This is a genomic window from Streptomyces sp. NPDC058051 (assembly GCF_042885475.1).
GTDB lineage: Bacteria > Actinomycetota > Actinomycetes > Streptomycetales > Streptomycetaceae > Streptomyces.
In genome coordinates, this window is sequence record NZ_JBHVRW010000017.1 from 1 (window position 1) to 11226 (window position 11226).

The 11226-nt window shown below is 67.5% G+C and carries 11 protein-coding genes and 2 pseudogenes; 6 read left to right on the plus strand and 7 right to left on the minus strand.

Features of this window, described 5'->3' with window-relative positions; all coding sequences use genetic code 11:
- Positions 1-250: 250 nt before the first annotated feature.
- Positions 251-1615 (plus strand): IS701 family transposase, encoded by a 1365-nt coding sequence (locus ACFVUT_RS24545; protein WP_389653831.1) that lies wholly within the window; start codon positions 251-253, stop codon positions 1613-1615.
- Between the two features lie 92 nt (positions 1616-1707).
- Here the strand turns inward: ACFVUT_RS24545 and ACFVUT_RS24550 are convergent, their stop codons facing one another.
- Together ACFVUT_RS24550 and ACFVUT_RS24555 are read right to left on the minus strand one after the other, a co-directional pair.
- Positions 1708-2763 (minus strand): SMI1/KNR4 family protein, encoded by a 1056-nt coding sequence (locus ACFVUT_RS24550; protein WP_389653833.1) that lies wholly within the window; start codon positions 2761-2763, stop codon positions 1708-1710.
- A gap of 732 nt (positions 2764-3495) precedes the next feature.
- The gene (locus tag ACFVUT_RS24555; protein ID WP_389653835.1) at positions 3496-3738 is read right to left on the minus strand and encodes a hypothetical protein; all 243 of its coding nucleotides are present in this window, start codon (positions 3736-3738) and stop codon (positions 3496-3498) included.
- A 122-nt stretch (positions 3739-3860) separates the two neighbouring features.
- On the opposite strand from ACFVUT_RS24555, the pseudogene ACFVUT_RS24560 reads away from it, so the two are divergent.
- Both ACFVUT_RS24560 and ACFVUT_RS24565 read left to right on the plus strand, forming a co-directional pair.
- A pseudogene (locus ACFVUT_RS24560) lies at positions 3861-4063 on the plus strand (IS5/IS1182 family transposase); the annotation flags it as partial.
- Positions 4064-4093: 30 nt separating this feature from the next.
- Positions 4094-5334: pseudogene (locus ACFVUT_RS24565) on the plus strand (tyrosine-type recombinase/integrase).
- A 126-nt stretch (positions 5335-5460) separates the two neighbouring features.
- On the opposite strand, the gene ACFVUT_RS24570 reads toward ACFVUT_RS24565, so the two are convergent.
- From ACFVUT_RS24570 to ACFVUT_RS24585, 4 genes are all read right to left on the minus strand, one after another.
- Positions 5461-5943 carry an SMI1/KNR4 family protein gene (locus ACFVUT_RS24570; protein WP_389653837.1) on the minus strand — a complete coding sequence of 161 codons (483 nt, stop codon included), beginning with the start codon at positions 5941-5943 and terminating at the stop codon, positions 5461-5463.
- On the minus strand, positions 5943-6308 hold the full coding sequence (locus tag ACFVUT_RS24575) for an HNH endonuclease (RefSeq protein WP_389654117.1): 366 nt from the start codon (positions 6306-6308) through the stop codon (positions 5943-5945). The genes ACFVUT_RS24570 and ACFVUT_RS24575 overlap by 1 nt, the downstream gene beginning before the upstream one ends.
- A 696-nt stretch (positions 6309-7004) precedes the next feature.
- Positions 7005-7235: a hypothetical protein gene (locus ACFVUT_RS24580; RefSeq protein WP_389653839.1), complete on the minus strand. Its 231-nt coding sequence runs from the start codon at positions 7233-7235 to the stop codon at positions 7005-7007.
- The gene (locus ACFVUT_RS24585; RefSeq protein ID WP_389653841.1) at positions 7232-7429 is read right to left on the minus strand and encodes a hypothetical protein; all 198 of its coding nucleotides are present in this window, start codon (positions 7427-7429) and stop codon (positions 7232-7234) included. Before ACFVUT_RS24585 ends, ACFVUT_RS24580 begins: the two co-directional genes overlap by 4 nt.
- A gap of 155 nt (positions 7430-7584) precedes the next feature.
- On the opposite strand from ACFVUT_RS24585, the gene ACFVUT_RS24590 reads away from it, so the two are divergent.
- Entirely contained in the window at positions 7585-8307 is a 723-nt protein-coding gene (locus tag ACFVUT_RS24590) for a GntR family transcriptional regulator (RefSeq protein ID WP_019761424.1), read from the plus strand.
- A 70-nt stretch (positions 8308-8377) separates the two neighbouring features.
- Here ACFVUT_RS24590 and ACFVUT_RS24595 read toward each other — a convergent pair whose 3' ends face one another.
- Positions 8378-9223, minus strand: a complete 846-nt coding sequence (locus ACFVUT_RS24595; protein ID WP_389653843.1) for a GntR family transcriptional regulator — start codon at positions 9221-9223, stop codon at positions 8378-8380.
- Positions 9224-9482: 259 nt separating this feature from the next.
- On the opposite strand from ACFVUT_RS24595, the gene ACFVUT_RS24600 reads away from it, so the two are divergent.
- Both ACFVUT_RS24600 and ACFVUT_RS24605 read left to right on the plus strand, forming a co-directional pair.
- Entirely contained in the window at positions 9483-9809 is a 327-nt protein-coding gene (locus tag ACFVUT_RS24600; RefSeq protein WP_389654119.1) for a hypothetical protein, read from the plus strand.
- Positions 9809-11137, plus strand: a complete 1329-nt coding sequence (locus ACFVUT_RS24605) for an FtsK/SpoIIIE domain-containing protein (RefSeq protein WP_389653845.1) — start codon at positions 9809-9811, stop codon at positions 11135-11137. Before ACFVUT_RS24600 ends, ACFVUT_RS24605 begins: the two co-directional genes overlap by 1 nt.
- Positions 11138-11226: the final 89 nt, after the last annotated feature.

Sequence of the window (11226 nt, forward strand, 5' to 3'; positions counted from 1 at the left end):
ATCCACGGTCGAGTACCCACACCTTCTCGAACGGCCGAATCATCACACCGGTTACGGCCCACCAGGACGTTTCAGCAAGATCGTGTTATGAGCTCGTAGTACCCCGTGGATGGATCGAAGCGATGCATACCGCCACTGCCCGTACTGACACGGCAGCTGTAGTTCGTGAGGCGTAAGGCAACGCTGCTGGTCAGCGTGGTGGATGGGGTGCCTGCGGGCAGAGGTGCGGCCACCTGCATCGTGATCGTTTATGAAGACGGAAAACGAAGCGGTCGCCGCGCAGGCCACGGTAGTACACGCCCTGTGGGACGAGTCCTTCGAGGGGCTGATGGGCCGGGTGGCGAGCTGCTTCCCGCGCCGGGAGCCCCGGCTGACCTGCCGGAACATGGTTCAGGGACTGCTGATGGTCAAGGACTCGGCGAACTGCTGGTCGCTGGCCGAGGCGATCGGGCACGCCGGCCCGCACGTGCTGCAGCACTTCCTGTCCCGGGCCCGCTTCGACACCGAGGCGATACGCAGGTCGGCCGCGGCCTGGACAGTGGAGCAACTCGGCGACCGGGAAGTGATGTTGGTGGTGGACGAGACAGGCGATGAGAAGTCCTCCCTTGACGCGGTCGGCGCGGCCCGGCAGTACTCCGGCGCCCTGGGCGGGATCGGACTGTGCCAGGTCGCGGTACATCTCTCCTACGTGAGCGCGCAGGGCCACGCGCTGATCGACCGCCGCCTCTACCTCGGTGAGGCATGGGCCGGCAACGACGAACGCCGTGAACTGGCCGGGGTGCCCGACGAGACGGCGTTCGCCACCAAACCGCAACTGGCCGGCGACATGCTCGCCGAGGCGCACGCCGCGGGCATCCGCACCGCATGGGTGGCGGCCGACGAGGTCTACGGCGGCCGGGGGTTGCGCGCCCGGATCCGCACCCTTGGCCACGGCTACGCGATCGCCGTGCCCACCAGCCACCGCGTCACCACCCCGGGCGGGAAAGCCAAGGTCACCGCGCTGCTGGAGCGGGTACCCAAGCGGGCCTGGATGCGACTGAAGACCGGCAACGGCACCAAGGGCGAACGGCTCTACGACTGGGCGGTGATCGACGTGAACCCCGACGACACCCCGCCCGCACAGGCCGCAGGGCACAGCCAGGTCCTCATCCGGCGCCACCGACGCACCGGCTCCCTCTCCTTCTACCGCACCTGGCACCCCGACCCGCAACCGATATCGGTGCTGGTCAGCGTGGTCTGCCGCCGCTGGCGCGTCGAGGAGGACTTCCAAGGAGCCAAGGGCCTGGCCCACCTCGGCACGGGCCAGGTCACCTGCTGGATCTCCTGGCACCGCTGGAGCCTGATGAGCCTGCTCGCCTACGCGTTCCTGGCCGTTGGCGCCCTCCACGAGCGGCAACGCGCCAACCTCGCTGAGCCCGAGGACCACCCGGTCATGGTGCCCGTCAGCCCACGCGAACTCCTCGCCCTGCTCCGGGCCTTCGTCCTGCCCCGCCCCTGCCAGGACACCGATCCCGCACACGCGCTCCGCTGGTCACACTGGCGCCGCCGACACCAGCATCGGGCAGCCAACTGCCACCGCCGCTGGAACAACGTCACGGCAGTGGCCATCGCATGACTGTGACTGAGCGCTGCAGTTGGCCCGTCCGGCCAACTGCAGCGCTCGCTCCCGTGGGGCGCGGATCGTCTCGCCTCGTGCAGACCCGCCGATTAAGCCGCAGGGCCGAGGTCTCCCGAGAGGAGCGTTTGGACGATCCGAGGCCGGTCCCAGAGATCCAGGATCTCGTTGGCGATGGCCACGACGGGCAGGTGGTCCTGGTCCCGCACCTTGATGGCTGCGGCTTTCAGGGTACGTGGGACGGCCTCGGCGTCCAGGAGTAGGCGCCATTCCTGCGCGCCGAGTTCCAGGAACTCCAGTCCGGGTAGCCCGGCGACCTCCAGGGGGTCAGATAGCGTGCCGGGCAAGGCGGTGAGAGTGCGCAGATGGGGTAGGGCCCTGAGGGGCGCCAGGCTGAACGGTGCGCCGTGCCGGAGGCCGATGGTCAGGACCTCCAAGTCGGGATGGGCGGCTGCCTGGATGGTCTCAAGGCCTCCGATGCCGACCCTGGCCACCGGAAGGTCTTCTCCGCAGTGTTCACGGCGTTCCTTGCGTATCCGGCCAAGAACGAAATCGGTAAGGGAATCAGCCACGAGCTCGGCACCGAGGCTCTGCTCGTGATCGATCAGGATGACCTGCCCGAAGTGTCCGGCGGGGCCGGGAGTCAGGTCGACGGCGAACTCGTCGCCGCCGTTGCTCCCGAAGGCGATCCACCCCGGCGAGCCGGCCAGGCTCTGCACCGCTGCGTCCGGCCCGCCGCTTACCGCACGCTTTGCGCCGAGGTCCCAGCCCAGGTGGCGTACCGTTCCGTCGACGCTGCGCAGATGTTCCAGTCCGGAAGCCTCGCAGCCGATCGCCCTGCCGGCCCGGTCTGCCTCCTCGAAGTCGAAGTCTTCGTCCGAGTACACACGGGTGACCCGGTAGAGCACCTTCATCTCATCGGACAGCGTGACCCCGAGGCGTGCTTCGGCGGCAGCGATCTCCTCTTCCGTCGCGCCGATGGAGTCCGGCAGCCGCTCGCGCAGCGTCCGCTCCAGCAGCTCCGGGTTCGCCGAAGGTGCCGGTACCGCCCGGAACGCGGGATCGGGGCGGCGGCGCCAGGGCTCGGGAAGGACGCCGTCGGCAAGGATGAGCACTCCCAGGTCCGGGTAGCCACAAGCCGGTTCCACGACTGGGGTAGGCCAGACCAACCCGAGCGTGGCCCTTCCGTCTGGGTGGACCTCTGCCCTGAATGCGATCTCCTGAACTCTGCCGTGTGCGAGTGCCCGCTGTATGTCCTTCACTGCGGTCCGCGCTGTCGAAGACATCGGCCCTCGATGGGCAAGGCTCGTGCCGTATTGACCGATGCGTCCTGCGACACGCGCCGGGCGGGCGGCACGCCGCTCCGTGTCATCCGCCAGCATGAGCCGCAGGACAGGCTCCCAGGTCACAAAGTCCGATACCCACGACAAAGGGGGTCTCTGATCAACCATGCGCTGACCGTACGCGGAGTCGCTGACAGAGCAGGCGCCGGACCGCAGCCCACAACATCCCCGGTGAAAAGGCACGGGCGCTGCCCTGTGGGCCATCTCGAATGCCCAGCCGGGCCAAGTACAGCGCTCAGTCACAATGACAGGAACCTCACGAGTCACGAACTACAGCTGCCGTGACTGACGCCGATCGCTGAATCTGGGCCATCACCGCTCATGAAGTCGCGAGCAGTTTGCCGATATGCCTTTCTTCCGCCTACGAGGTGTCCCGCAACTCGTGATCCCAGTCCGGGGTGCCCAAGGGAGCCGGCTACCGCCTCAAGGGCGATGGCGTTGACCAGGTCAGCAGAGGCGGTGCCCATGTCTGCAATCTGATCCTTCAACTCTGATCACGCCGTGCGGTCCGCGGGCGGCTCCGGCGTCATACAGGACTCACTCCTGCAGGCGTCGTCTGAGTTCGGCATAGGCGTCGTTCGCAGAATCGCCTGGATGCTCGTACAGGTGCTCTACCGCGTGGCACGCGACTTCGCACGCGACTCCGTCCAACTCACCTCCCTCCAGCTTGTGAACCTCGCCGACGAAGTTGGGGAATTCGGGGTCGTCGAGGATGCGCGCGGTGAGCTCTTCGCCGTAGTCCTCGCACAGCAGGGACCGGTACCACTCCAAGGTGCTCATGAACGCATTCTGCCCGGCACACATGGGGTCGGCTTGGAACATGAGCTCCCGGGCCTTCGATGCATGAGTTGTCAGCCGCACCGTGTGCAGGTCGTCCAGGCCGCAGGTGAGGTGTTCTTGGTGTGGCTGGCGTGATCACGGCGTCGGAGCCCTCCTGGATAGCCCCTTCACTGGCCTGAGTCCGCGCGCGTTCGCCCAGCTGGTGACCCCACTGCGCCACGAAGGCAAGAATCAGGCACGCAAGGGCCGGCCGTGGAAGCTTTCGCTGGGAGATCGAGTTCTGCTGGTCGCCACTTACTGGCGAACCAACTTGGCGCTACGCCAACAGACCCACTCTCCGCAGGGAGCCGCAGTTGTGTTCCTCGCCGGTGACGCAGACCGCTTTGTGGCCCATCCGCGCAAGGACGGACGCTGGGAAGCAGCCGGGTACGTCCTGGCAGCGTCCGCGTCTACGGCACCACCCGCAAGGAAGCCCTCACCAAGCTCACCGAGAAGATCGCCACCAGCAACCGCGGCCTTCCCGTCCCCTCCGCGCAGGGCAGCGTGGCCGCGTACCTGACGTACTGGCTGGAGAACGTCGCCATCCACCGACTTCGCGAGAACATCCACACCCGCTACACCGCCTGTGCCCACCAGTACCTCATCCCCGGCCTCGGTAAGAAGAAGCTCACCAAGCTCACCGCCAAGGATGTCCGCACCTGGCTCAACCAGCTCCGCGCCACCTGCCAGTACTGCAAGCATGGTATCGATACGGCCCGTGATGAGCCCCGTTACTGTGCCGCCGACCAGTGCTGCCGCAAGCTGCTCTTCCCGCTGACGCTCGCCTACATCCACTCGGTACTCAAGTCCGCCCTGGAACACGCAGTCCGCGAGGACGAGCTGCCGCGCAACGTCGCCCGGAACGTCAAGACGACCACGCCCCGGCCCAGGCGTTTCCAGCCCCTCACCACCGCCGAAGCCCGGCGACTCCTTCATGCGGCCAACGGCGACCGGCTTCACGCCCTGTACAAACTCGCCCTGCGCACCGGCCTCCGCAAGGGCGAACTCCTCGGCCTCCGCTGGGAAGACCTCGACCTCGACAGTGATACGGCCAGCGTCCGCCGCTCACTCCAACGCACCCAGAGTGGCGGCCTGACTTCCCTGCCCACCAAGACCCGCGCATCCGAACGCCGCATCGCCCTCCCCACCGAGTGTGTCCACTCGCTGAAGAGCCACCGGCAACGCCAGGAAGTGGAATACATAGTGGCCGGGGTGGGCTGGAAGAACAGCGGGCTCGTCTTCGCCACACCGACCGGCGGACCGATCGACCCTGCCAACATGACCCGGCGGTTCGGGCGACTCCTCGGCCGGGCCGGGCTCCGCCGCATCCGCTTCCACGACCTACGCCACTCGACGGCCACGCTGCTCCTGGAGCAAGGCGTCGACCTCGTCGTGATCAAAGAACTCCTTGGCCACGCGCACATCGGTGTCACCGCCGGCGTACACGCCCACGTCCGACTCCGCCTTCAGCGCCAAGCCATCGACACCCTGAACGGCGCCCTCGACCCGGCCGACGGCGGCCCTGACGACCCATCTGGCGCAGCCGTCGTCCGCTGACGTTGCCGTCACCGTTGCCGTCAAAACACCAAACGCCCCCTCCGCAACAGCATTACGGAGGGGGCGTTTGATTATTGGGCTGAAAGGGCCGACTTGCCAGTTCCTTTCATTCTAATTGCGCCGAACCTAGTTAATCGAACCGCAAGGAACTAGCCGCGCGAGGAACTCGTCAAACGAATGCGCTACCCGCCGAGGGATGCGGTCTTCATCGATGTACGCGATGGCGGGTTCGCCTTCCGGGCCACACTCGGAATAGTCGAGCATAACCGTGTCATGGCCAGCGGAAGGCGTATCGCAAATCACAACACCGATTTCCGGATACTCCCACTCGGAGATCAGGTATGAGCTTCCGCGACCGGACGACGAATCGATTCCCCAGGATCCACCGATTCCTCGAATCCCGCTGATCTCGAAATGATCGTCAGCCCAGGAAGTCGGAAACGGCGTGGGGTAGCAGCGGTGCCGCGGGGTACCTCCGTTCCGGAGGAGTAGTACCTCGACGTAGCTGCGGGGAAGGCGTACTCCGAGGTCCTCCTCTGCTCGACGGATCATGTCGCTGTCGAGACGAGGCCCCGTGTAGTAGTCGCTAACTTCGAATAGCTCCGCCATCAGAACCCTCCGGTGTGCCCGGTGTCGGCATGGATCTGCCTCTCGATGAGCTGCATGAGCCCACGGTCTTGATGATGATGCCACGTATATCCTGCCGGCGTCGAAGGAAGCCCTGCCGCTTGATTGGCTAGCCTGAAGTCCCTCGGTCGACTACCAGTGAGTTGAATTCGAACATCCGGCACCTGCGGGTGGCGCCAGGCGGAGAAATCAGGGAATCCATTCGCGTCGAACGGGACGTTCGTATTCGGATGGGTACCTCCGGCGAGCTTGCCGTTCCGCACCTTCGGTACGGCGCCATTAGCACAATCGCATGTCGTGGGGTGGCTCTGAACAGCTCCACCGCAATTGTGGACAAGGACCGGCATGGCTGCTGCCAGCACATAGTACGTGTGCTCGCCGGGCGGTCGTCACCTGCGTTTTCGCTGGTCAGCGAATTCCGGCCGGTCCGCGGGGGTGCGTGGAAGTGCCGTGTTGTGCGCCCGTGTTGCCGTCGGCGTTGCCGTCAGACGGCTACGTGCGTGAGGGCGGTGGAGTGGGCTTTGGCCGGTGTCCTGCCCGGGTTGGGGTCGGGCATGGTCAGGGGGCCGTACGCTGGCCCGGCAACTCGTGCAGGTCGTGATCCTGCCCGGAATTTGAACGAGTGGCCCCCTGGCCTTGCCCGACGCGGGCCCCGGCCCGGGGAGGTGGGTAAAGCCCACGGAGCCGACCGGCCCCACCCCTGGGCCTCCGCCCCGGCCAACTCCCCGCCGTCGCCTCACCGTCGGCCTGGCGTTCGCCGTGCTGGCGCGTCCGGCATCTCCTCGCTTCCGGCACAACGCTGCGCTGTTTCTGCGCGGCCTGGTCGCTGGCCGGCCCGCGGTGGCGGAGCCGAGAGCGGGCCGGGTGGGCGGCCGTGCCGCGCGCGACCCGCGCCAGCGGGTCGCCTTGAAGACGTATAGAAAGTTTGGACGCACCCTGCTCCGGTGGTACGCCGTTGTCGGTGGTCGAGCGTCCGGCTGGGCTGCTGGCCTGGTGCGATGGCCTGTGGCGAGTGGGTCCTGTTCCGGCTGGCGGTGGTGGTTCTACTCGGCTCGGGTGACCTTGGCGTGGTCGGTGAAGACGCGTCTGAACAGGTCGTGGCCGGTGCGTCCGGTGTGGCGGAGCGCCCAGTCCTGTGCGGCTTCCTGTTCATCGCGCGGGCCGGATTCGGCTCCGCAGTCGGGTGCGGTGCAGAACGCCTCGTAAGTGATGCCGCCTTCGGGTGCGTGGCGGATGGTGTGGGTGATGTGCCGGTAGATGGTACGGGGGCTCATTGGTGGCCCTCGGGGTGGCGTCGCATGTAGACGTTGCAGTCGCTGACGGTGGTCATGTCGCCGACCGCGCGGGCCCGGTCGCGTACGTTGGCCAGCTCGGCGCAGCCTGCGCAGCCTTCAACGGGTGCAGGCTCCGGGTCCAGGCGCAAGGGGAGTTCGACCGGCGGGGTCGAGTACCTGGTCGGCTCCGTCATGCACATCGCCACCTCTCGAACGTCACATGGCCGACCTCTTGACAGGTCGGTGCTCTAGTTCAGTATTCGAGTGGCCGAAGCACTCCCGCTACGGTTCACAGTGCACTAGTGTGCTCCCACTGACATCACGTCAACTCAACGGAGGGGCACGCCTTATGCCCAGTCCCAAGACGTTCACGAAGATCGCGGATCACTTCCGGGAGCGCATCCTGTCGGGAGAGCTTGAGCCGGGCGCCAAACTGCCGACGAACCGGGAGATCGCCGGCCAGTGGCAGGCCGCAGCCGCCACCGTCTCCCGCGCCTTGCAGGCCCTCCAGGTGGAGAACTTCATCCGCACCACCCCGCGCGGCACCTACGTCGCCGACGACCCTCGCTGGACACTGTCGGCGCGGGACCGGCTGGCCCGAGTCCAGCGGGTGAAGTCGTTCCTGGCCGAGGGCGAGACGAGCCGGGTGACGGCGGCCGAGCTGATCACCCCGCCGCTGTACGTGGCGGAGATCTTCGACCTGGAAGCCGGGGACCAAGTGGTCCGGCGCGAGTGGCTGGCCGGCCGGGGCAAGACCCGGACCGTGTTCGCGGTCACCTGGTACCCAGCCCCATTCGCCGCCCTTGTACCGGACCTGCTGAACACCGCCCCGGGCCGCAATCACGGCCTGTCCGCCCGCGTCCTGGAAGCCACCGGGCGCACGATCACCCACGCCCGCGACGACATGCACGCCCGCCCTGCCGACGCCCGAGAGGCCAGCGCACTGGGACTGCCGGTCGGCTCCCCGATCCTGGCCGGCGCCCACCGATGGTCGGACGCGGAAGGGATCATCGAGTACGGGGAGTGGTGCCTGCCGCCCCGGTTCACCATCGGCTACGAGTACCAGCCCTGACCGATCCACGCGCAGCGTCCCCGAAAGCCAACCTGCGGCCTTCGGGGACGCCGTCGTTCACGTGTCCGTATCAGTCCGCGTCGCGGCCTTCGAGGCGTTCGACACGCTCCTCAAGCTCCTCGATCCGCTCCAGGGCTCGTTCCAGCTTGTAAGCCAGATCCGCCACTCCGGCCGCCGCCGGGAACTCCTTCCGCGGGGCAGCCGACGCTTCGTCCGACTCGTCCACCGGCTGCACCGTGACCGGCACCTCTGTGCCGAACTCGCCCCCCACGACGACATACGCCATCGACCCGTTCCGCTGGTGGGCCTTCTTCATCCTGCCCTCCAGGGCGAGGAAGGTCAGGGCCTGGTCTGCGGATTCCGGGTCGCCGCCGATCGTGTCGACCACGTCGTCCACGGTGACCCTGGCTCCCCTGGCCAGTGATCCGTCCCTGATCTTGCGGACCAGGCGGCCGTGGATGAGCTGGGTGGCGAAGCCGTGGTCGTCCCAGTCGCGTACGTAGACCTCGTCGCCGGGCAGTTCGCCGGGGTAGCGCAGGAGGAAGTTGCCGGCCAGCAGGGCGATGGCGTTGGTGACCACGTTGAGCGGCACCGCGTAGTGCTCCGCCAGGACCTCGCGGGCCGGGAGCCTTGCCCCGGGGGCCAGGGCGCCGGAGTAGATCTGCTGCTGGAGGTCGCCGGCGACCTTCTCGAAGGCGTCCTCGAAGTCGGCCGAGCGCGTGACGAATGTGCCGCGCCCCTGGCGGGCGATGACCCAGCCCTCGTTCCTGAGGAGCCGGATGGCCTTCTGCACGGTCAGGCTGGATGCCTTGTAGGTCTGCATGAGCTGGCTCTGCGTCGGCAGGAGCTGGCCTGGACGTAGTTCGCCGTCTCGGATCTGCTGCCGCAGGTCGTCCGCGATGCGTTCGAACGTCAAGCGTGCTTCGTCAGCAGCAGCCATGTCCATCCCCGGTCCGATTCCGATTCCATCCGCCGCGGGCCGCCCGCTGCCTGTCGTGTTTCACCAGCTCAGCGGCCTCACGGGGTCAGGGTAGCCGCCGGATGGATGGACCATGGCGCGAATGGATGGACCTCAATAGGGATGGACTTCGGATGGAATGAATGTAAGGTTGCGGCACGCGATCACCCACACGGGTGACCCGCACCCCTCTACCTGGAGGTTTGCCGTGAAGACCATGCCCATCGACCAGTCCCAGGCCCTGGTGATCCTGGCCTCCGAGTCCCGGCCGCACTTCAAGGACCGCGAAGGCCAGCAGCCCGCGATCGACCGAGTAACCGGTGCCCACCTGCACCTGGTGGACGTGATGTTCGCCTTCAACGGCCGCGCCGAAGTGATCACCGTGAAAGTCCCGGAGCCGGGTCTCGGCAAGGGCCTGAAGGTCGGCCTGCCGGTCGTCTTCACCGGACTTGTCGCGTCGGCCTGGGAGAACGAGATCAACGGCAAGGACCGGCACGGTATCTCCCTGCGCGCCGACGCCGTCACCGCCAAGGCCGGTGCCTGATGACCGGCACCCCCCTCGGGCTCGCACTCCTGGCCGTGGTTGGTCTCGGCGTGCTCGGGCTGCTGTGCTGGTCCGGCTTCTGCTTCGCCCGCTGGTACCGGGCCGATGCCGAGACCCGGGTCAGTCTGCGGCAGGCGCGGCGGCTGCGGTGGGGCTGGAAGCGGCTCGCCCCGATGCTGGGCCTGGCGGTCAAGGACGCCACCCCGACCGTGCTCCAGCAGTACGGCCCGCAGGACCTACCTGCCAAGCCGCGCGTGCTGGTGCCGCGCCTGCACACCCGCGCCGACGCCTTCGGCGTCACCGTCACCGCCGATGCCCTGCCGCAGGTGGGGCTGAGCGCCTGGCAGGACGCGAACGAGGGCCTGTGCGACGCCTGGGGTATGCGTCGCATCCGGATCAGCCAGCCCAAGCCCGGAATGATCGTCGCGCGCGGCTTCCGGCGTGAGCCGCTGGAGGCGGTGATCCGCTCACCACTCCTCGGCCCGGACGGCTCCCCGGTGTGCCGACCGGGGCAGTTCGTCTCCACCGATGACGTGCTGCTCGGCTGGGACGAAGACGGCACCCCCATCGCGCTCAACCTCGCCTACTCCGCGCACGCCCTCATCGCCGGCCTCACCCGCTCCGGCAAGTCGATCACCGTCAACACCCTCCTCGCCTACGCCTCGCTGATGCGGGATGTGCGGCTGATCGTGATCGACCCCAACCTCGGTGCGGTCGCGCCCTGGTGGCGTACCGCCTACAAGGTCTCCGACGCCGTCCACCCCGACGAGCCGACCGAGATCCTGCGCTGGGTCCGCGAGGAGATGCAGCGCCGGGAACGGCTGTTCTGGTCCGGCCGCACCGACCGCATCACCGACTTCAGCCCCGAACTGCCGCTGCTGCTCGTGGTGATAGACGAGGTGGCGAACTACACCCGGCACCACGACCGCAAGGCCCGCGAACGCTTCGAGGCCGAGCTGCTGGCCATCGCCAGCCAGGGCGCCAAGTTCGGCATCCGGCTGTGGCTGCTCACCCAGAAGCCCTCCGCCGACGTGCTCACCACCGCCGTACGCACCAACCTGTCCGCCCGGATCTGCCACCGCGTCGACACCGTCGAGGACTACCTTCACCTCTTCCCCGACGGCCGGGAACTGGACATCACCGCCGCCGACCGCAGCATGCCCCAGGGCGTGTCCATCGCCTCCGTCGGCGACATGCGCACCCCCGTCCGGCTGCGCTCGGTCTACCTGCCCACCGAAGCCTGCTGGCAGATCAACGACCTGATGTGCGCCGAAGGGCTCAAGGTCCGCGAGCTGCCCGATCGCGTCGACCTGGACAAGGCCGCGTGACCGCCGCCTCCTGGTCCCGCTTCGAAGTGATCCCCGGCAAGGGCGTGTAGTCGCCAAACCCTCGCCCCTGCCGGGGCCTCCCTCCCATC

Bases quoted from the DNA above. Each gene is read 5' to 3' on its own strand.
- ACFVUT_RS24555 (WP_389653835.1), bottom strand. From the start codon at position 3,738: ATGAGCACCTTGGAGTGGTACCGGTCCCTGCTGTGCGAGGACTACGGC.
- ACFVUT_RS24585 (WP_389653841.1), bottom strand. From the start codon at position 7,429: ATGACGGAGCCGACCAGGTACTCGACCCCGCCGGTCGAACTCCCCTTG.
- ACFVUT_RS24600 (WP_389654119.1), top strand. From the start codon at position 9,483: ATGCCCATCGACCAGTCCCAGGCCCTGGTGATCCTGGCCTCCGAGTCC.
- ACFVUT_RS24570 (WP_389653837.1), bottom strand. From the start codon at position 5,943: ATGGCGGAGCTATTCGAAGTTAGCGACTACTACACGGGGCCTCGTCTC.
- ACFVUT_RS24605 (WP_389653845.1), top strand. From the start codon at position 9,809: ATGACCGGCACCCCCCTCGGGCTCGCACTCCTGGCCGTGGTTGGTCTC.
- ACFVUT_RS24545 (WP_389653831.1), top strand. From the start codon at position 251: ATGAAGACGGAAAACGAAGCGGTCGCCGCGCAGGCCACGGTAGTACAC.
- ACFVUT_RS24575 (WP_389654117.1), bottom strand. From the start codon at position 6,308: ATGCCGGTCCTTGTCCACAATTGCGGTGGAGCTGTTCAGAGCCACCCC.
- ACFVUT_RS24580 (WP_389653839.1), bottom strand. From the start codon at position 7,235: ATGAGCCCCCGTACCATCTACCGGCACATCACCCACACCATCCGCCAC.
- ACFVUT_RS24590 (WP_019761424.1), top strand. From the start codon at position 7,585: ATGCCCAGTCCCAAGACGTTCACGAAGATCGCGGATCACTTCCGGGAG.